This is a genomic window from Bradyrhizobium sp. SZCCHNRI1009 (assembly GCF_032487575.1).
In the GTDB taxonomy this organism is placed as follows: Bacteria; Pseudomonadota; Alphaproteobacteria; order Rhizobiales; family Xanthobacteraceae; genus Bradyrhizobium.
The window spans coordinates 169671-190045 of the sequence record NZ_JAUEUL010000008.1 but is presented as its reverse complement, the minus strand read 5'-3'; the positions used below and the strand labels follow the sequence as shown (position 1 = coordinate 190045).

Genomic DNA, 20375 nt, shown 5'->3' with positions numbered 1-20375 from the left:
GCGCGGTTAACGCAAATTTTTCGTTGTCTATAATCCGTCTTAAGGATTTGGGCCCAGTTATAGACAATGCAGAAAGCAGCCCGTACCTCGCGGGCAGGATTTGTGTTGTTTGATGAGTAAACCCGCTGAAAAGCCTGAGGTCGTCGAGCTTCCGGCAGATCCGCCGGCGCTTGCACCAGCAAGCCAGCGCCGGGCCGCGCAGCAGCGGGTGCGCGAGGCGCGCGACCGGTTAACGTCGACATCGGGAACGCGTCCGGCCTTCGACCGCGAGCTGCTGCGCCAATACGCGCAGACCCGCATCTCCGCCTCCTACATCGTCGTGCTGCTGGTGGTGGCAACCGGCCTGATGCTCAGCGTGTGGCTGCATACGATCGCGGCCGGCGCCTGGACGCTCGGCGTGCTCTGCATTCATGCGGCGATCGTGCGCAACTGCTCGAACTTCCTCGCCGACCAGCCGTCGCTGGCGGCGACGCGGCGCTGGCGCACGCGCTTCGTGCTGCTCGACCTGCTCTACGGCGTGTGCTGGATGGCGATCCTGATCCATCCGGCGCTCGCGGCGGTGTCGGGCACGCTGATGATGTTCCTGATGCTGCTGGTGATCGCGGTCTCCAGCATGCTCGCCGCCAACCTGCCGATCGCAGCCGTCGCCGTCACCGCGCCGGTGACGGTCGCGATCACGCTGAGCCTCGCGCTGTCGGGCACGTTCGACAACTACCTGCTCGCCGGGTTCGCCGTCGCGGCCGAAGGCTATTTCGTGCTGCTCGCCCATCAGCTGCACGCGACGACGCTCGCCACGCTCGAAGCACGCGCCGAGAAGGACGCCCTGATCGGCGAGCTCGAGCAGGCGAAGGCGATCTCCGACGAGGCGCGCTACCGTGCGGAGGCCGCCAACGTCGCGAAGTCGCGATTCCTCGCGCAGATGAGCCACGAGCTGCGAACGCCGCTGAACGCCATCCTCGGCTTTTCCGAGGTGATGAAGAGCGAGATCTTCGGCGTGCATGCGGTGCCGGTCTACAAGGAATATTCGGCCGACATCCACAATTCGGGCGTCCACCTGCTCAACCTCATCAACGAGATCCTCGATCTCTCGCGCATCGAGGCCGGCCGCTACGAGCTGAACGAGGAAGCCGTGGCGCTGGTGCACGTGATCGCCGACTGCCACCATTTGCTGAAGCTGCGCGCCACGAGCCGCGGCATCACCATTCACGAGGTGTTCGAGCAGAAGATGCCGCGGCTGTGGGCCGACGAGCGCGCGATCCGCCAGGTGGTGCTCAACCTGCTGTCCAACGCCATCAAGTTCACGCCGCAGGGCGGCGACATCTGGCTGAAGGCCGGCTGGACGGCCTCGGGCGGACAATATCTCAGCGTCAAGGACACCGGCTCGGGCATCCCCGAGAACGAGATTCCGATCGTGCTCGCCTCGTTCGGCCAGGGCTCCAACTCGATCAAGTCGGCCGAACAGGGCGCAGGATTAGGTCTGCCCATCGCCAAGAACCTGATCGAGATGCATGGCGGCACGTTCACGCTGAAATCGAAGGTCCGCATCGGCACCGAGGTGATCGTCACCTTCCCGCCGGAGCGGGTGATGTCGGCGCTCGCTCCGCTGTCGGACGAGGCACCGCCATTGCAGCCGGAACACGCGATCGCCCCCGCTCAGGAGAAGCGTCGGGTCCGCAAGCCGATCATGAATGCCGGAACGGGACTGTGAGATGATTGCACTTGCACGACAGTGGCAGAACCTTTCAAACTCGCGCCATGAGCCAGGAGACGCCCTGCATCGCCGTCTGCATGATCGACCCGAAGACGAAGCTCTGCTTCGGCTGCGGACGCACGCTGCCGGAGATCGCCCGCTGGGGCCGCATGTCGACCGACGAGCGGCTGGCGCTGATGGACGGGCTGCCGTCCCGCATGCACGACGCCGGCCTGCCCGCGCTGGCGCGTCGGCGCGACTGAGCGCCTCGGTGCCGACGGGAGGCGCGGCATGAACAAGGTCGTGCTCGTTTTCGTCACCATGGTGCTCACCGCGGGCGCCGTGATCGTCTACAAGGACCCCGAGCAGGCAGCGCTCGCAAGCGACACCGTGTCGGAGGTTCTGCGCAGCCGCGCGCTCCGCGCCAAGGCGAGCCCTCCGACCAACGCGGTCGAGATCGAGCGCACCAGAGGCGGCGAGTTCGCATTGCGCGCCAAGATCAACGGCGTCACCGCGCCGATGGTGGTCGACACCGGCGCCACATCGGTGGTGCTGACCTACGAGACCGCCAAGGCCGCAGGCCTGCCGCTCGAACTGCTCGCCTACGACGTCGACGTCGAAACTGCCGGTGGCCATACCAAGGCGGCGCGGCTGACGTTGGACCGGCTCGCGATCGGCAAACTGGTGGAGCGCTCGGTGCCGGCGCTGGTGGTGCCGCACGGCCAGATGAAGACCAACCTGCTCGGCATGAGCTTCCTCGACCGGCTGGAGCGCTGGGAAGTGCGCTCCGACCGGCTGATGCTGCACGGCTTTCCCGACCGCAGCTGAGGAGCTGGGCCTCGTCGCAGCCAGCAGAGAGATCGCGCGCCAGGCCGTCGCCGAACTGCCGCTGGCCTGAGCCGCTCAGGCCAGCGCAGCAACCGCTGGGCGCTCCTCGACCATCGCGACCGCCTCGCGCAGTACCTCGATGCCGGCGTCTGGCTTGACGCCACGCTCGGCGAGATGGCGGCGGAATGCGCGTGCGCCGGACACCGCGTGATAGGCGCCGACGAGATGCCGCGTGATCGCGTGCAGCCGCGCGCCCTGCCCGAGCTGGCGCACGATGTAGGGCTCGAGCGCCGCCAACGCATCCTTCATGGTCCGATGCGGCGCGACCTCGCCGAACAGGACGGGATCGACATCGAGCAGCCGCCACGGCTCCTGATAGGCCGCTCGCCCAAGCATCACGCCATCGACATGCGCGAGATGACCTTGCGCAGCTTCGATGCTGCCGATGCCGCCATTGATGACGACGGGCACGTGCGGCAGCCTCGCCTTCAACCGGTACACCCTGTCGTAGTCGAGCGGCGGAACGTCACGGTTCTCCTTTGGCGACAAGCCGTTCAGCCACGCCTTGCGCGCGTGCACGATCAACGCGTCGGCGCCGCTATCGACGACCGCGTCCGCCAGCGCATCGAGCGCGACCTCCGGATCCTGATCGTCGATGCCGATGCGGCACTTCACGGTGACGGGAATGCGAACGGCGTGCTTCATCGCGGCGACGCAGGCGGCCACGAGCGCGGGCTCGGCCATCAAACAGGCGCCGAAGCGGCCGTCCTTCACCCGGTCCGACGGACAGCCGACATTGAGGTTGATCTCATCGTAGCCGAAATCCTCGCCGATCCTGGCCGACGTCGCGAGATCGCCGGGGTCGGAGCCGCCGAGCTGCAGCGCCACCGGATGCTCGCTGGCATCGAAGCCGAGCAGCCGCTGCCGGTCGCCATGAATGACGGCGCCGGTCGTGACCATCTCGGTATAGAGCAACGCCCGGCGCGACAGCAGCCGATGGAACACCCGGCAGTGCCGATCGGTCCAGTCCATCATGGGGGCGACGGAGAAACGCCAAGCGTTTGATTTTGCAATTTTATTTGAGATATCAGTCATTCAGAAGTCGCGCCGGAAGCATCCCATCAGCGTCCATTTACGCCGATTTCCGCTGATTTCGACCCATTTTTGGTCTCCCGGTAAAACAATGTTGTACCGGAGATCGATCAGGCAGCCGTCGATTGGTGCCGCTGCGGGAGATCCATTGCCGCCCAGCAGAGCGTGGATCTCGCCGGAACGAATCCGCAGGTTGGCGCCGCGCAGGACGTGGGTGCACCGAAGCTCTTTTCGATGTCCTGGGCCTCGAGCTCGCGACTGGCATCTCGGTCCTCACGTTTTCAGCCGACCCGGGGGGTCAGAGAAAGCCGATCGACAGCCACGGCACGAAGGCAACCAGCAGCAGGCCGAGCACGAGCGCGCCGAGATAGGGCCAGATGCGGGTCAGTCCGGCGTTGGGATGGATCTGTCCGATCGAGCACGCCGCGTAGTACCCAAGGCCGAAGGGCGGCGCGAACAGGCCGATGCCCATCGCGAGGATGATCACCATCGCGTAGTGCACCTCGTGCACGCCGAGCAGCTTGGCCGCCGGAAACAGCAGCGGGCCGAACAGCACCATGGCCGGCAGGCCTTCGAGGATGCTGCCGAGCAGGATGAACACGGCGATCGAGATCAGCAGGAAGCCGTATTTGCCACCGGGCACCGAAACCATCATCGCCGCGAGCGCATGCGAGAAGTTCGACTGCGTCAGCGCCCAGGCCATCGCGGTGGCCGCACCGATGATGAACAGGATCGCCCCCGACAAAGCGGCAGTATGCACCAGCGCCGGATAGAGCCTGCGCCAGTCGAAGCGGCGATAGACGAGCAGTCCGACCAGGATCGTGTAGGCGATGCCGATGGTCGAGACTTCGGTCGCGGTGGCGACGCCCTCGGTGACCGCGGTGCGGATCAGCACCGGCAGCAGCAGTGCCGGCAGCGCCGTGACGAGCGCCGAGCGAATGGTGGCCCAGGTCGGCCGCGGTCGGATCACGCCCTCCGGCTCGACCATGCGGCGCTTGGCCACGATGGCAAGAGCGGCGGCCAGCACCAGGCCGGGCAGGATGCCGCCGGTGAACAAGGCCGAAATCGAGACGCCGGCGACGGAGCCGATAATGATCAGCACGATCGAGGGCGGAATGGTCTCGGCCATCGCGCCCGAGGCTGCGAGCAGCGACACCAGCTCGCCGTCATGAATGCCGCGGCGCTTCATGTCCGGAAACAGCACCGGCGCGACCGCCGCCATGTCGGCCGTCTTGGCGCCGGAAATGCCCGAGACCAGCAGGATCGCGCCGAGCAGCACGTAGGACAGGCCGCCTCTGACATGGCCAACCAGCGACACCAGGAAGCCGACCATCGCTGCCGCCATGCCGGTCATGACGATGAGATGGCCGAGCAGAATGAACAGGGGAATCGCGAGCAAAACGAGGGATGAGACGCCCTCGTCAATGCGGCTGGTGACGACTTCGAGCGGCGCCGAGGTGACCGTGAGGAGATAAGCCACCGTGGCGAGCCCGAAGCAGAATGCGATCGGGACGCCGGCGAGCACGGCCGCGCCGAGCAGGATCGCGAAGAAGACGATCAGATTCCAGTTGCCGAGCGCCTTGAGCGCCGGCGCCGCGCCCCACAACACGAGCGCCGTGGCCGCCAGGATCACCAGCGTGATCGCGATGTCGCGCGAGCCGTGGCGCGCCATGCGCAGCAGGGCGGTGGCCAGCATGAGGCCGATGCCGACCGGCACCGCGCCGGCCCGCACGCTGTCGGGCAGGCCGAGCGCCGGCGTCTCCGCGAACGCCTGTCCGCTCGCATAGTCGATCGCAGGATGCAGCAGGATCGCCAGGAACAGCGCCGGCGCCATCAGCGCCGCGCTCTCTAGCACCGCGCGGGTGCGCGGTGCGACGCGGTCGATCAGCGCGGTCATCCGCATGTGCTCGCCGCGGCTGAGCGCGAGCACGGCGCCCAGCATCGCGAGCCAGAGAAAGGTGATCGACGCGAGCTCGTCAGCCCAGGTCAGCGGCCGGTTGAAGGCGAAGCGCGCCGTCACACCGGTGAAGAGGATTCCGACTTCCGCGACCAGCGCGACGATCGCGGGAATCTCGATCAGCTTCGTCAGCGCCCGCTCGAGGCTTTCGACGACGCCGTGCTTCGTGGAGGCTGCCAGAGACGCGTCGACCGAGTTCATCCGAGCTCTCCCACATTCGACTGCAGGATCTTCCAGGCCTCCTCGCCGAACTTGCCGCGCCAGTCCTTGTAGAAGCTGCTCTTGCCGAGCGCGCCACGGAATGCCTCCTTGTCGACATCCACGAAGGTGAAGCCCTTGGCGGCGAGATCGGCGCGCAGGCTCTGGCTGAGCGCGGCAATGTCGGATCGCTCGTCATCCGCCTACTTGTTGAATTCCTTCGTGACCAGCGTCTGCAGGTCGGACGGCAGTTTGCCGAAGGCAGCGCGGTTGCCAAGAATCCAGTAGGCATCCCAGACGTGGCTGGTCAGCGAGCAGTATTTCTGGACCTCGTAGAGCTTGGCGGTGGCGATGATCGGCAGCGGGTTCTCCTGGCCCTCGACCACCTTGGTCTGCAGCGACGTATAGACCTCATTGAAGTTGATCGGTGTCGGACCGGCACCGAGCGCCTGAAACAGGCTGGTCAGGATCGGCGCCGCCGGCACGCGGATCTTGAAGCTCTTGAGATCGTCCGGCGTCTTGATCTCGCGGGTCGAGGACGTGACCTGGCGAAATCCGTTGTCCCAGGGCTTGGAGAGCGCGATGACGCCGGTCTTCTCGATGTCCTTGCGGATGTGATCACCAAGGCTGCCGTCCATCGCCTTCCAGACCTGGTCGTAGGACGTGAAGGCGAAGCCGGTGTTGACGATGCCGGCGAGCGGCACGCGGGTGGCAAGCACGGAGCTCGCGATGTTGATCGCATCGACGGCGCCGACGCGGACCTGCGAGATCAGATCGGTGTCGGAGCCGAGCTGGTTGGCCGGGTAGAGATTGATATCGAGCCGGCCGCCGCTCGCCTCCTTGATGCGATCGGCCGCCTGCTGCGCCCGCTTGTTGACCGGATGCGACGGATCCTGTCCGGTCGCGAGCTTCATCGTGAACTCCGCTGCCTTGGCGAATCGCCCGGTGAACGGCAGCACCGCAGCCCCCACCATTGCTCCTGCCATGAATCGCCGACGCGTCGTTGCCTTGCGCATTCCCGTCCCTCCAGTATGAAATTGTTGTTATGGTCCGGCGCGTCCGCGCGCCGGCGGGTCATGTCAGCGGCTGGTCCGCTATTTGAGCCAGCCCTTGACCTGCTTGACGACTTCCGACAACGAGATGCCGTAGCGATCGTGCAAGGTCGGCAGCGCGCCGGCGTCGAGGAATTCGTCGGGCAAGCCGATCTGCCGGAACGGTACGTGCACGCCTGCGCGCATCAGCACCCCGGCGACCGCCTCTCCCAGTCCGCCGATCACCGTATGGTTCTCGGCGACGACGACGAGACGGCCGGAGCGGCCGGATTCGCGCACGATGGTCTCGGCATCGAGCGGCTTGATCGTCGGCACGTGCAGCACGCCGACGTCGACGCGATCATCGGACAGCGCCTTGGCGGCCTCGAGCGCGCGCATCGTCATCAGCCCGGACGAGATCATCAGCACGTCCCGGCCGTCGCGCAGCAGCTTGGCCTTGCCGAGCTCGAATGTGTAGTCGTACTCGTCGAGCACCAGCGGCACCTGGCCGCGCAGCAGCCGCATGTAGACCGGGCCTTGATGGGCGGCCATCGCCGGCACGACCTGCTCGATCTCATGCGCATCGCAGGGGTCGATCACCGTCATGTTCGGCATCGCGCGCATCAGCGCGAGATCCTCGGCCGCCTGGTGGCTCGGGCCGTAGCCGGAGGTCAGGCCGGGCAGCGCGCAGGCGATCTTCACGTTGCGATCTTCCTCGGCGATGGTCTGGTGGATGAAGTCGTAGGCGCGGCGCGAGGCGAACACGGCATAGGTCGTGGTGAACGGCATGAAGCCTTCGGCCGCCATGCCGGATGCGGCGCCGAATAGCAGCTGCTCGGCCATGCCCATCTGGTAGGTGCGCTCGGGGAATTCCTTCGCGAAGATGTGCAGGTCGGTATACTTGCCGAGATCGGCGGTCATGCCGACCACCTCCGGCCGGCTGCGCGCCAGCGCGACCAGCGCGTGGCCGAACGGCGCCGGCCTGGTGCGCTGGCCCTCGGAAGCGATCGAGGCGATCATCGCCGAGGTCGTCAGGCGCGGCTTGCTCAGATCCGGTGCGGGTCTCGTCGATTTCATCACGGCCTCCCGGCGTCGAGTGCGGCAATCGCGAGCTGCCACTCGTGCGGCTCGACGCGAATGAAGTGGTTCTTCTCGCGCTGTTCGAGGAAGGGCACGCCCTTGCCCATCAGCGTGTCCGCCACGATCATACGCGGCTTCGGCGCCGCGTGGGTCTTGGCGGCATCGAAGGCGGCGACCACGGCGTCGAGGTCGTTGCCGTCGACGCGCTGCACGAACCAGCCGAACGCTTCCAGCCGATCCACCAAAGGCTCGAAGCCCATGACCTGGGTCGAAGGGCCATCGGCCTGCTGATTGTTGACGTCGACGATGCCGATGAGGTTGTCGAGCTTGTGGTGGCTGGCGGACGAGATCGCCTCCCACACCGAGCCCTCGTCGAGCTCGCCGTCGGAGAACAGCGTGTAGACGCGCGAGCTCGACGTCTTGCGCTTAAGTCCGAGGCCCATGCCGACGGCGATGCTGAGGCCGAGGCCGAGCGAGCCGCCCGACATCTCCATGCCCGGCGTGTAGGACGCCATGCCGGACATCGGCAACCGGCTGTCGTCGCTGCCATAGGTTTCCAGCTCGGCCTCGGGAACGATGCCGGCCTCGATCAGCGCGGCGTACAGGGCGATCGCATAGTGTCCGTTCGACAGCAGGAAACGGTCGCGCTCCTCCCAGTTGGGATCCTCGGGCCGGTAGCGCATGGCGTGGAAGTAGGCGACTGCCAGCACGTCGGAGATGTCGAGAGCCTGGGCGACGTAGCCCTGCCCTTGCACCTCGCCCATGCGAAGCGCGTTGCGCCGGATGTCGTAGGCGCGCTGCGCCAATGTCGGCGCGTTGGCGAGCCGGCTGGTTGCGGTGTCCATCTCTTGAGACCTTGGTTAGTGGATCAGCATGCCGCCATTGACGTCGATGACCGCGCCCGTGACATAGGCGGAGAGGTCCGACGCCAGAAAGGTGTAGATGCCGGCGACGTCGTCGGCGGTGCCGAGCCGGTTGAGCGGAATGCCCTCGAGGATCTTGGCCTTCATCTCGTCGGTCAGCTTGCCGGCCGTGATGTCGGTGCCGATCAAGCCCGGCGTGACGCAGTTGACGCGAATGCCGTCGATGCCGAATTCGCGCGCCATCGCCTTGGCGAGACCGAGAACGCCGGCCTTGGCCGCGGAATAATGCGGCCCGCCGAAGATGCCGCCGCCGCGCTGCGCCGAAACCGACGACATGCAGGCGATAGAGCCCTGCTTGCGCGCGCGCATGTGGGGGATCACCGCTTGCGACAGGAACAGCACGCCCTTGAGATTGACGTCCTGGATGCGATCCCAGTCGTTGGGCGTGATGTCGAGCAGCTTGACCGGCTGGGTGATGCCGGCGTTGTTAATGAGGATGTCGATGACGCCGAATGTGGCGATGACTTGCGCGACGGCGTCGTTGCAGGAGTTGTTGTCGGCGACGTTGCAGCCGATCCCGAGATGCTGGTGGCCGAGCGTGGCCGCCGCGTCGGCGGCCGCCGCGGCATCGAGGTCGAGGATGGCGACGCGCGCCCCTTCGGCGGCGAACCGTCGCGCAGTGGCCAGCCCAATACCGCGCCTGGAAGCTGCGCCCGAGATGATCGCCGTCTTGCCGCTGAGCAGCATCCTTGGTCCTCCCAAAGTGTCGTTGTGTTGGGCTTGACCATGGCGGGCCGGACCGGCGGGGACAAACGCGCAGTTGTCACGGATAGATGAATCTGGTTCACTCATTCGATGCTGTCCAACGTCCCGATTTCGTCAATCAGAGCGTTTGAGGCCGCTGCACGGACTGGCTCGTTTCGCGATGCAGCGAATGAGCTTCACCTGACCCCGAGCGCAGTCAGCCACGCCATCCGCAAGCTGGAGACGACCCTGCGCACGGTGCTGTTCGAGCGCACCGCCCGCTCGGTGCGGCTGACACCTGCCGGCGAGAACCTGATGCGCCATGCCGGCGCCGCCTTCGACCAGTTGCGCCGCGGCCTGGAGGAGGTCGCCGCGCGCGGTCCCCAATTGGTCCGCGTCCATTCGGCGCCGAGCTTCGCTGCGCAGTGGCTGACGCCGCGATTGGCGCGATTTCTCGCCGCCCACCCCAAGCTCGAGGTGCGGCTTGCGGCGAACACCGACTATGCGCGATTCAAGAACGACGATTTCGACATCGATATCGTCTATGGCCAGCCGCATGCGGAAGGTGTCGAAATCGTTCCGCTGGCCGAGGAAACGGTGACGCCGCTCTGCTCGCCGGCACTGGCGGCCACGATCAAGCGGCCTGCCGACCTGCTGGAACGAACGCTGATCCGCTCCGATGTCAAGCAGATCCAGTGGCATCAATGGTTCGCCGCCAACGGTCTCGAGCCTCCCGCTCTTCATGGCATGCGCTTCGACCGCAGCTTCCTGGCGCTTGCGACCGCGACCGAAGGTCTCGGCGTTGCCCTTGAATCCACCCTGCTGGCCGAGCGTGAGCTGGCATCCGGCCGGCTGGTGGCGCCGCTAGCCGGCCGCGCGACCGACGTCCGCTACGTCGGCCATCGCCTGGTATTTCCCCGCAATGCTCACCAACGCACGGCTGTCCGCGCCTTTGCCGACTGGATCACATCCGAGCTCAGTCCGGAACGCGGAGGGCGACGATCGTTCGATTGATCTCGCGCCGTCCCTGCTTTCTTTCGACCGAGCTCGCTGATTGGGGCTCTCGGAGCGCATTGCGTCCCGAGGCTGAAACGCTCACCTTGAGGCAGGCCAAGCAGCCCAGGTTGATCTTTCAGATCATTACTCGGCCGTCGTTTGATCAACTGTTCGGGCAGCGTGTCCTGCGCGGCCAATGGGGGGATACGTCTTTACCGCGGACATCGCGTCGGAGGCAGAGATCAAGGTCTCTTCGCCCGAGGTGGACCTTCCCTCCCCCGCCCCGACCACCGTGCTCGACGTCGCCGCCGCCTCCGCCGCTGAGGCGACGACCGGGCCGGCGAGATCGTCATGGTTGTCGGCCCTCGGCGGACGCATGGCGATCACGGCCGCCGCAGCGCTTTGCGCCATCGTCGGGCTTGCGGCGGCTGCGCCGCTGTTGAGATCGAACCTGATCTTCAAGCGTTCGCCCCCTGTGGTCGCGGTGATGGCGATGGCCGACGCGAGCGGTGATCCGCTTGGCGCGGTGATGGCAACGGAGATCGCGGGACGCCTGACCGACGGGCTCGCCAGGATCAACACCATCAGCGTGATCGCGCCGCGATCGACGGCACCGCAGCCGGAGCAGGCTGCGTCGCTGGCTGCGCCGCCGGATTTCGATATCCGCGGTGAGCTGCAGCGCAGCGGACCGTCATGGACATTGCGTGCCCGCTTGATCCAGACCACCTCCGGCAAGGTTGAAGCGGTCGCAGCCGTCTCCGTCGACGCCGATGAGCGCGATCCGCTGCTGCAACAGACGCGTCTCGCCGCGGGCGTGGGCGACGTGCTGGCACGCCGTCTCAACGAGCTCATCGAAACCGGAACGTCTTCCGCGGACGGCGGCGTCACGGCCGGCGGCGCCCGCGCCGCCATCGAGCAGGCGACCGCGTCGATCAACAGCGTGACGCAAGAGCGCTTCAGCATGGCGCAGACGATGTTGCAGAATGCGCTCGCCGACCAGCCCGACAATGTCGACGCGGCGGTTGCGCTTGCGGCGCTGCAGATGCGCGGCATCCAGATGGTCTGGTACAGTCCGGATGCCGCCGCGGCGGCCGAGGCTCAGGCGGCCGCGAACCTGGAGCGCGCCCTGCGCGCCAAGCCGAACTCGATCGCGGTGCTCGAGACCTATTGCCGCTTCCTCAGCGCAACCAATCATTTCGTCGAAAGCCTGGTCATCTGCGCCAGAACGCTGAGTCTCGATCCATGGGACGGCCTCGCGCTGTATCTGGTCGGCCTCGGGCAGCTCAATCTCGGCCGCTTCGAGGATGCGCTGGCGACCTTCCAGCAGGCCGACCGCTATGACACGCCGGCGGTCTCACGCTGGACATGGCTCCTGGGCGTCGGGTGGGCGCACATGATGATGGATCGCGCGGAGGAAGCCCTGCCGTGGCTGCAGCGCTCGATCGCCATCACGGCCGCGTCCGGGCGTCCTTATATGCTGCTGGCGGCCGCCTATCAGAGGGCCGGACAGATCGATGAAGCGAGAGCCGCGATCCAGAAGGGACTGAAGCTGCGGCCCGGCACGACCGCGCTCAACGTTGCGCCGCCGATGAAGAACACCAGTCCGGTGTATCGCGAGGCCGCGGCCAGGATCGTTCAGCTCATGGTCGACGCGGGCCTGCCGGCCCAATAGGGCGACCAGCCCGATCCACGATCCGCACGCGTGGCAGTCTCACCAAAAATCATTGCCCCTGGAATCGTTCAGACGACGCTAGTGCTCCCGCGGCCTCTGTCAAACCACCGTCACGAAACACGAACACAAGGAAACGATCTCGACCTTGGCGGCCCGTGCCGCCGAGCTTGATCCAGCGCTCGGACCAGTACTCCGCACGGCGCGCTGCATCCGAAGACCGATCACGGGAATTGCAGGTACCAAACCTTGACCGAGGCACGCCACGCAGACCCGCGCGACAATGATCTGGTCGCGGAGAAGCAAGGTGCCAGGTCATCCGGCGTCGATCTCGTCGCCCGCCAGAGCACGGCCCGGCTGGGGGCGCTGAAGCTGCTGATTGCGGCATCCGGCCTCGCCGGGCTCGGCTATGAGATCGTCTGGACGCGCCAGCTCGCCCTCGCCCTGGGCACGGAGATGATGGCCGTGCTCGGCGCCATCGCCGGATTTTTTGCTGGGCTCGCGGTGGGCGCCTTCGTCCTCGATGGCCGGATCCGTCGCGTCGCCAATCCGCACCGGCTCTATGCCGTCCTCGAAGCGGTCATCGGCCTGTGGGGGCTATGTGCGATCTGGTTGCTTCCGGCGAGCGCGCGCGCCCTGGCGCCGCTGCTCGGCACGGCTCCCTCCCCCCTCCTGTTGTGGAGCGCGAGCTTCCTGCTGCCGACGCTGGTGCTGTTGCCGGCCACGGTGGCAATGGGCGGCACGCTGACCGCGCTGGAACGCATGACGTCCGCAGCGCACGGCACGCGGTCCGTCAGCGCCGGCGTCTATGGCGCGAACACCGCCGGCGCCGTCGCCGGCACGCTGCTGTCCACCTTCGTGCTGATCCCCGCGCTTGGATTGTCGACGACGCTGCTTTGCCTGGCAGCCGTCAACGCGGCCTGCGCGCTCGCAGCGCTTCGCCTCGGCCGAGCCGTGCAGGCCGACGCTCGCGCGCGTGACGATAGCAGGCATGCTGTCACCGGCCTCCGCCTGACGGCAACTCTGTTCGTCACCGGCCTGCTCGGCATCGCGTTCGAAGTGCTGGTCGTGCGCCTGGCCGCGCAGATGATGCAGGACACGGTCTATAGCTTCGCCTGTCTGCTGGCGGCCTATCTGCTGGGCACCGCGATCGGCGGCATGATCTGGCAGCGTTTGGGGCCCACGGTTGCACGCGGCAGAACCGTTCTGATCAGCCTCACCGCACTCGTTGGCCTCGGCACGGCGATCATGACGCCCTTGCTTGGCGGCTTCGCCGATAGCGCGGCGAGCCTCGGCGTCGCCAGCGAGCTCGGCATCGCGCTGGCGCTGCTGCTACTGCCCGCGATGGCGATGGGTGCCTTGTTCGGCCAGCTCATGCAGGAGGTCCGTGACGGCCGGGGATCGGTCGGCTGGGCCGTCGGCATCAACAGCGTCGGCGCAGCCATTGCACCGCTGGCCGCAGCACAGCTGCTGATTCCCGCTTTCGGTATCTGGAGGGCATTGATCCTCGTTGCCGTCGGATATCTGCTGTTGCTGCAGCCGCAACGCGTCGTGCTGCGGTGGGCCGCGGCGCCCGCTCTGCTTGCGCTCGCGCTGTTGTGCCTTCCCGCCCCCCTGCTCATCAAGGTCCCGCCGGGCGGCAAGCTTCTCGCCGTGCGCGAGGGACCGATGGCGACGGCAAGCGTCGTCGACGACGCCTCGGGGGCACGCTTTCTCGAAGTGAACGGCCACTTCCGCATGGGCGGTACCAGCTCTGTGCGGTCCGATTTCCGCCAGGCCATGCTGCCGCTGCTCTTGCATCCGGCGCCGCGCAGCGCGCTCTTCCTCGGTGTCGGCACCGGCGCGACCGTGCTCGGCGCAGCGCAGATGCCGGATCTCGACGTGCGCGCGGTCGAACTCTCCTCCGAGGTCGTCGCGCTGCTGTCCTGGTTCGACAACCCCGCGGCCGAGAAGGAAAGACCGCCGATCGCCGTTGCCGACGCCCGGCGCTTCATCGTCGCCGACGACGGACGCTACGACGTGATCGTGGCCGACCTGTTCCACCCGGCGCTGGATGGCAGCGGCGCGCTGTACACGGTCGAACATTTCGCGGCCGTCAAGCGGAGGCTGGCAGCCGAGGGCGTGTTCTGCCAGTGGCTGCCGCTCTATCAGCTCGATGCACCGTCGCTGCGGGCGATCATCAGAAGCTTTCTCGCGGTCTTCCCACACGGGTCAGCCTGGCTGAACCATTACAGCGTGCGCACGCCGATGCTGGCCCTGATCGGATCAGCGGCCCCGGACCCGATCGATCCCGAGCTCCTCGCCGCACGGTTTTCCGACCGGAAGCTTCACCCGATCATTCAACCGCTCGGCTTCGATCAGCCGATCGACCTTCTCGGCCAGTATGTCGCCGGCGCGAAAGCACTCGCGAGCTTCGCCGGTCCGGGACCGCACAACACCGACGATTTCCCGTTCGTCACATTCGACGCGCGCAGCAACGTCCACGCTCTCTCCGCGGCCCCATGGCAGTTGCTGCTGACGGTCCTCAATCAGACAAAGACGGACGCGGGCGAACTGCTGGGCGACTCGAAGCGTGGAAGCTGGGAGCAGCGGCTCGGCGCTTATTGGCAGGCTCGCAACCGATTCATCCAGGCCGGCGCGGCGCTGACCGGCGAACCGCGCGGACCGGCGCTCATTGCAGCCGCCGCGCCCGGCCTCCTGGATTCCATTCGCGCCAGCGCCGAGTTCGAGCCGGCCTATGCGCCGCTGATGAGCATGGCGAAAGCGCTGCTCGGATCGGATCGCGCGGCTGCAGAACGCCTGCTTCGGGCGATCGATGCCGCCGCGCCGTCGCGACACGAGGCGCGCGACCTGCGGTCGCGCGAGTTCGAACGATAGCGCGTCAGGACGCGAAGCTGACGCGGTAGCCCCAGCAATCCAGATGATCAGGAATCGCGTTGAAGGCGATCGTGATGCGCTGGTCGCCCTGATTGCGCGGCACCTCATGGTAGAGATAGCTCGGGAACAGCACGAGATCGCCGGGCTCCGCCTCGGGCAGCACATATTTGCCGGCATTGAACGGGCCGACGGCGGCACTGCGGGTATGGTGGCGGAACGAGAAGTCGCTGCCGCCCGGCGGCCGCACGAACACGGTGCGGCTACCAGGATGCGACGGCGTCAGATAGAAGATGCCGGAGATGAAGCTGTTGGCGTGGGCGTGCAGGGTCTGGTTGCCGCCGGTCTCCAGCATGTTCGTCCACATCTCCTTGACCGTCCAGCGCAGCTTCTCGCCGAACAGCAGCTCGCCGAAATCGACCAGCTTGGGCACCGCGAGCTCGGCGATGGTCTGAAACAGATTGTTGGCGCGGGGATCGGCGACCTCGGTGTGGAACAGCTGTCCGGATCGCAGATTGTTCTCGATCTTCGAATTGCGGATGGCAGCCACCGCCGCGTCCTTGAGCTCGACGCTCAACAGCCCGGGCGAACGCAACAACGGTATCGGAAAAAGAGCTTCGATCTGGTCCATGTCTCAAGGCCTTGCATGCGCCGCAACAGGACCGACAAATTGCCGACTTGCATGACAGCCGGATGACGAGAGGCGAGACGCGGTGCGCGCCCGTCAGCGCGTCGGCATTTCGTCGGCACGAAGAATATTGAGCCGCTCGCCGGGCTTCAGGCTGTGGGGCCGGTCGCGTACTTCCAGCACGGCACGCTCGGCCTTCTCGACGCAGTCATCGAACTCGCCATTGCCGGCCTCGACCAGCGCCTGCTGAATGTCCCGCTCGGCGAAATAGCGCGACACGTCGTCCGCCGGCAAGGTCGCCGCCTGTGCGCGTGCCTCGGCCACCGCGGCATCGCATGCCTCCTGCGTCGGTTCCTCGTCATGCGCCGATGCGACAACGGTCGTGAGAGCCAGGATGGCGAGAATCACAGCGGACAAGCGAGGCATCACGTCGAGGAACCCCAGGGCAAAGCAGGTTGCAAAGACGAAGCGCCGGTTCGCAAACCGGCGCTCCGAGGAAGCTGGATCCGGCGGGACGCTATCGTCCCGCCGGATCGATGCCGATCAATCAGTCGCGGTTGAAGGCCCAGCGACCCCAGTGGCCCCAATGGCCCCAATGATCCCAGTCGTGCCAGTGGTGATGATCGTGAGCCAGCTTGCGTGCCAGCTCCTTGTTCTTCTCGACCAGCAGTTCGGGCGCACCGTACGGACGGACGAAGATCGGGTTCGCATAGAACCAGACGTTCGACCAGGCCTGCACGTCGTTGGTCACCTTCTTCACGCCGCCGACCGTGCCGAGGTGCGACGGACATGCCGGATCCGTGCAGCTGACGGTGGCGTTGTTGGCATCGAGCAGCGGATTGCCGGCGCTGTCGGACACGTTCGGCGTGGCCGGCGGGATGTTGGTGCCGCGGGCGCGGATGTAGAAGGGAGTCTTGCCCGCGATGAAGGTGGTCCTGAAGCTGAGCCGGACCGAACCGTCGCGCAGCTTGCGGCTCTGCATCTTGGTCGCCTGGATCTGCTTAGCGATCTTGGCCGAGGGGTTGTAGACGATGGCCGCACCGGCGACGCCGCTCGCATTGGCCACGGCATAGCCCGGGGCGCCCGGCGCGATCGGGCCGGTGATGTCACCGGTGATCAGATCGACGTGGTCGAGCGAGGGCTTGTTCAACGGCTGCTTGATGCCGACCGGCAGCAGCAGCGGATTGTTGAAGCTGTACGGGCTGTTGTTGGACGCCGGAACGGTCATCTCCATCTCGAGCGTGACCTTCTCGCCGGGACGCACGACCAGCGTCTCGCCCATCGTCTTCCAGTCGTAGTCCCATTCACCCTTCGCACGAAACTCCATGTCGGAGTCGATGATGTCGGCGTTGACCGAATAGGAGTTGCCCGAGCGCATGCCGTCGATGATGGACTGCTGGGAGAAGCGCCGCTCGTTCGGCACGTACAGCCTGGTGTACTCGCCGGGGATGAAGTCCGCCGTCGTACCCGGATCGCGCGCGCCATAGACGCCGCGGCTGTGCCAGTCCGAACTCTGGAACAGGAAGAAGTTGCGGCCTTCGCCGAGCAGACCGTCCCAGAGCCCGCCAACCTTGGCGGTGTAGACGCCCTGCATGCCGTAGGTGCCGCCGCCGACCGCGCCCGAGCCATAGGAGCCCGAGCCGCCGTTCACGCCGCCCTCGGCCATGTGACCCGGGGCTTCGATACCGAACGCGACCGTCGGGCCGGCATTGTTGAAGTCACGGAAGTGCTCGATGTTGTAGCCGGCCGAGCCGTTCGGGTTGAACGGTCCCTGCCGCTCGGTATGGGTCGGCACCGCGTAGGATTGCAGCGGATGGTTCGCCTGCAGCCAGGCGATGCCGGCAACGGCCTTCTGGTGACCGGCCGTGCCGGAATTGTTGACATTGTCCTTGCCGGCCCAGACCGGGTTGTTGCTGGCATCGACCGGACCGATCGCGTCAGTGTCCCCGCGGTCGAAACGATATTCGAACTCGGCCATCTTGTCGGCATTGCCGTAGCCACGCGGGTTCTGGCCGGCGATCACGGCGACGTCGCCATGCTCGTGACCGGGCAGGATCCACTCGAGGCCTTCGACCAGCACCTTGTTGTAGGTCGCGGTGCGATTGACGATGGTCGGATACTCGACTTCCTTGATCGACTGCCAGCGCCACATCTTGGCGTTGGTGTCGGTGCCGTTCGGCGTGCCCTTCAGGCTGGTGATCGTGATGCCGTCGATGGTCTTGCCGAGCGTCTGGCTCCAATACGTCGTGGTGTTGTCGCCCGGGATGTTGGCGCTCGCATCGCTGAAGCGGCAATCGCGGTTGCCCGAACCGCCGTGGTTTCCCAGGGTGAACCAGTCGAGATCGAAATTATTGCCGCCAGCAGCCGCGGTGCCCTTGCCGACCGAGCGATCGATCGCATAGCCGGCTGCGACCGAGCCGTCGGTGCAGGTGTTGTGGTTGTGCATGTCGCCCGCGACATACGGATTGTTCTTGCTCGTTTCCCCCCAACGCTCCCCGGCGTCGGCGCTTTGTGACAGAGCCAGCGAGACCGAGGCCGCTGTCAGCAGGATTTTCTTGGTAGATGGAACCATTATCGTCGCCCCTAAAGAATTCGATCGATCTCCAAACCGAGATGACAACGCGACCGATGCGCCGTCGTCATTCGCGGCGCGACCAAACCAAAACTCGGAGACAGTTTGTTGAAGGATTTATTTTTGCTGGTGCCATCTCCAGGCCATCGCGATCCGCAATCGTTGCGAAATTTTTGTGACACTGACGTTTGCCCGGTGACAACGGCAACTGTGCCGTTGCATATACGCGCCGCGCAACGAGCGCAGCCCGAGTTGTAAAGAACGTATGTCAGCCCCTGCCATGTCGAATGCGGCGCAGACCTTCGAGAGCGCCTCTGCACGCTCCAATCAGCAAGATGGCAACAGCTCTTCCCCAGCGCGAATATCATTCGTGACCGCCCTGCGTGGGCTCGGCAGGGAGCCGCTCCTGCATTTCCTTGTTCTGGGCGGACTGATCTTCGCGGCCGACGCCATCATCCATCCGCCAGCGAAGGACGAGAAGGTCATCACCGTGACCAAGGCGCTGCGCCAGTCCTTCATCGACACGTTCGACGAGGACAAGCAGCGCACCCCGAGCGAGGCCGAGCTGCAGAAGATGGTCGAGGCCTGGGTCGCCAGCGAAATCCTCTATCGGGAAGGCAAGACGCTCGGCGTCGACCGCGGCGACGAGATGATCCGCGACCGTGTCGCGTTCAAGCTGCAATATCTGATCTTCGATCAGGTGCGCGTGCCGCAGCCAAGCGACGAGCAGTTGCGCGCCTGGTTCGCCGACAATCATGCGCGGTTCGACGAGCCCGAGCGTGTCAGCTTCTTCATGACGCCACCCAGCGACGAACCGACGGCGCGGCGCTATCTGGACGACATTCGCGAGCAGCGCGAATCGGAGGAGCTGCGCGATCAGACGCGCGCGGTTCTCGACCGGCCGGTGCCGAGCCTGGCCGCCGGCTTCGGCGACGGCTTCAGCGAAGGCCTGCTCAAGGCGCCCCTCCAGGAATGGATCCTGCTGCAGTCGAAAGACGGGTGGCACGTGGTTCGTCTCGACGCCCGGACGCCGGGCGCGCCTGCGAAACTCGAGGACATCCGCGCCGAGGCAGCCAAGATCTGGCACACTGAAGAGACACGGAAACGGGCCTGGGAGGCGGTGAGCCGGCTCAAGGCCAACTACACGATCAGGTACGAGCCGTGACCGGCGCGCGCGCCCTAATCGCCATCGTGCTCGCGCTCGCAGCGCTGCTGCCTGGGCGGCCGGCGGCTGCGCATCAGGCGACGATCGCCGTGCTCGAATTTCGCGAGATGCGGCCCGGCGCGTATATCGGGCGATGGACGACCTTGCCGAAGGATGGCGTCAACCGCATCGAGCTCAAGATGCCGCCGCATTGCTACCTGCGCCTGCCGGAACTCAATTGCGGCGATAAGGGCCTCGTCGGACAGATGACGATCGGCAATCTCGGCGAGGACATGTCGGCTGCCATCATCCGCGTGACGTCGCTCGCTGGAGAGACGCGCAGCTACACGATCTCAGCGGCCAATCCGGTCGTGACGGTGCTGGGCACCGATGCGCCGACGCTCGAGACCTGGCTCGAGCTTGCCAAGACCTACGTCAACCTCGGCATCGACCACATCCTGCTCGGCGCCGATCACCTGCTGTTCGTGCTCGGGCTGATCTGGATCGTCCAGGGCGGCTGGCGCCTGCTCAAGACGATCACGGCCTTCACGATCGGCCACAGCGCCTCGCTGGCTGCAACGGCGTTCGGCTTGATCGGCGTTCCCGAAGGCCCGCTCAACGCCTGCATCGCGCTCAGCATCGTGTTCGTCGGCGTCGAGATCATCAAGCAGCAGCGCGGCGAGATCGGGCTGACCGCCCGCTACCCCTGGGCCGTCGCCTTCAGCTTCGGTCTCGTCCACGGCATCGGCTTCGCCAGCGCGCTCGCGAGCCTCGGCCTGGAGCGGCGAATCCTGCCCGCGGCGCTGCTCTTCTTCAATGTCGGCGTCGAAGTCGGGCAGATCCTGTTCGTGCTGCTGGTGCTGGCACTGATCTGGGCGCATCGCCGGCTCGGCGCGGCGCTGCCGCGCTGGGGCGCCGAGCTGCCGGCCTATGCGATCGGCTCGGTCTCGATGTTCTGGTTCCTGGGCCGCCTGGTGCGGGTTCTGGCGGCCGCATGATGATGAATGGG

General features: G+C 66.1%; 16 protein-coding genes and 1 pseudogene. 8 read left to right on the top strand and 9 right to left on the bottom strand.

The window, feature by feature from the left end:
• Window positions 1-112 precede the first annotated feature (112 nt).
• The 3 genes from QX010_RS16640 to QX010_RS16630 are packed head-to-tail and all read left to right on the top strand — an operon-like array spanning window position 113 to window position 2518.
• Entirely contained in the window at window positions 113-1708 is a 1596-nt protein-coding gene (locus tag QX010_RS16640; protein WP_316180631.1) for a HAMP domain-containing sensor histidine kinase, read from the top strand.
• A 47-nt stretch (window positions 1709-1755) separates the two neighbouring features.
• Window positions 1756-1953 carry a DUF1289 domain-containing protein gene (locus QX010_RS16635; protein ID WP_315803053.1) on the top strand — a complete coding sequence of 66 codons (198 nt, stop codon included), beginning with the start codon at window positions 1756-1758 and terminating at the stop codon, window positions 1951-1953.
• Window positions 1954-1981: 28 nt separating this feature from the next.
• Window positions 1982-2518 (top strand): TIGR02281 family clan AA aspartic protease, encoded by a 537-nt coding sequence (locus QX010_RS16630; RefSeq protein WP_315717625.1) that lies wholly within the window; start codon window positions 1982-1984, stop codon window positions 2516-2518.
• Between the two features lie 75 nt (window positions 2519-2593).
• On the opposite strand, the gene dusA is transcribed toward QX010_RS16630, so the two are convergent.
• The 6 genes and pseudogenes from dusA to QX010_RS16600 form a co-directional block, all read right to left on the bottom strand.
• Window positions 2594-3613, bottom strand: a complete 1020-nt coding sequence (dusA, locus tag QX010_RS16625; RefSeq protein ID WP_316180628.1) for a tRNA dihydrouridine(20/20a) synthase DusA — start codon at window positions 3611-3613, stop codon at window positions 2594-2596.
• A 295-nt stretch (window positions 3614-3908) separates the two neighbouring features.
• Complete coding sequence (locus QX010_RS16620) at window positions 3909-5768, bottom strand: TRAP transporter large permease subunit (protein ID WP_316180627.1); 1860 nt, start codon at window positions 5766-5768, stop codon at window positions 3909-3911.
• Window positions 5765-6781, bottom strand: a pseudogene (locus QX010_RS16615) (TRAP transporter substrate-binding protein). Before QX010_RS16615 ends, QX010_RS16620 begins: the two are co-directional and overlap by 4 nt.
• A 78-nt stretch (window positions 6782-6859) precedes the next feature.
• Window positions 6860-7873, bottom strand: a complete 1014-nt coding sequence (locus QX010_RS16610) for a transketolase family protein (RefSeq protein WP_315802999.1) — start codon at window positions 7871-7873, stop codon at window positions 6860-6862.
• On the bottom strand, window positions 7873-8721 hold the full coding sequence (locus tag QX010_RS16605) for a transketolase (protein ID WP_316180624.1): 849 nt from the start codon (window positions 8719-8721) through the stop codon (window positions 7873-7875). The genes QX010_RS16610 and QX010_RS16605 overlap by 1 nt, the downstream gene beginning before the upstream one ends.
• Window positions 8722-8736: 15 nt before the next feature.
• Window positions 8737-9486: a glucose 1-dehydrogenase gene (locus tag QX010_RS16600; protein ID WP_315802997.1), complete on the bottom strand. Its 750-nt coding sequence runs from the start codon at window positions 9484-9486 to the stop codon at window positions 8737-8739.
• Between the two features lie 108 nt (window positions 9487-9594).
• Here QX010_RS16600 and QX010_RS16595 point away from each other — a divergent pair, with 108 nt between their 5' ends.
• From QX010_RS16595 to QX010_RS16585, 3 genes are all read left to right on the top strand, one after another.
• Window positions 9595-10497: a LysR substrate-binding domain-containing protein gene (locus QX010_RS16595; RefSeq protein WP_316180622.1), complete on the top strand. Its 903-nt coding sequence runs from the start codon at window positions 9595-9597 to the stop codon at window positions 10495-10497.
• Between the two features lie 178 nt (window positions 10498-10675).
• Window positions 10676-12151 carry a transcriptional regulator CadC gene (locus tag QX010_RS16590; protein ID WP_316180620.1) on the top strand — a complete coding sequence of 492 codons (1476 nt, stop codon included), beginning with the start codon at window positions 10676-10678 and terminating at the stop codon, window positions 12149-12151.
• Window positions 12152-12607: 456 nt separating this feature from the next.
• Window positions 12608-15025, top strand: coding sequence for a spermidine synthase (locus tag QX010_RS16585; protein ID WP_410051957.1), 2418 nt, complete (start codon window positions 12608-12610; stop codon window positions 15023-15025).
• A 4-nt stretch (window positions 15026-15029) separates the two neighbouring features.
• Here QX010_RS16585 and QX010_RS16580 read toward each other — a convergent pair whose 3' ends face one another.
• The 3 genes from QX010_RS16580 to QX010_RS16570 form a co-directional block, all read right to left on the bottom strand.
• On the bottom strand, window positions 15030-15653 hold the full coding sequence (locus QX010_RS16580; RefSeq protein WP_315802993.1) for a 2OG-Fe(II) oxygenase family protein: 624 nt from the start codon (window positions 15651-15653) through the stop codon (window positions 15030-15032).
• A 93-nt stretch (window positions 15654-15746) separates the two neighbouring features.
• On the bottom strand, window positions 15747-16076 hold the full coding sequence (locus QX010_RS16575; RefSeq protein ID WP_315802992.1) for a hypothetical protein: 330 nt from the start codon (window positions 16074-16076) through the stop codon (window positions 15747-15749).
• 121 nt (window positions 16077-16197) lie between these two features.
• Window positions 16198-18222, bottom strand: a complete 2025-nt coding sequence (locus QX010_RS16570) for a hypothetical protein (protein WP_316180617.1) — start codon at window positions 18220-18222, stop codon at window positions 16198-16200.
• Between the two features lie 280 nt (window positions 18223-18502).
• Between QX010_RS16570 and QX010_RS16565 the strand changes: the two genes are divergently transcribed.
• The gene (locus QX010_RS16565) at window positions 18503-19387 is read left to right on the top strand and encodes a peptidylprolyl isomerase (RefSeq protein ID WP_315803165.1); all 885 of its coding nucleotides are present in this window, start codon (window positions 18503-18505) and stop codon (window positions 19385-19387) included.
• Window positions 19384-20364, top strand: coding sequence for a HupE/UreJ family protein (locus tag QX010_RS16560; RefSeq protein WP_316180615.1), 981 nt, complete (start codon window positions 19384-19386; stop codon window positions 20362-20364). The genes QX010_RS16565 and QX010_RS16560 overlap by 4 nt, the downstream gene beginning before the upstream one ends.
• Window positions 20365-20375: the final 11 nt, after the last annotated feature.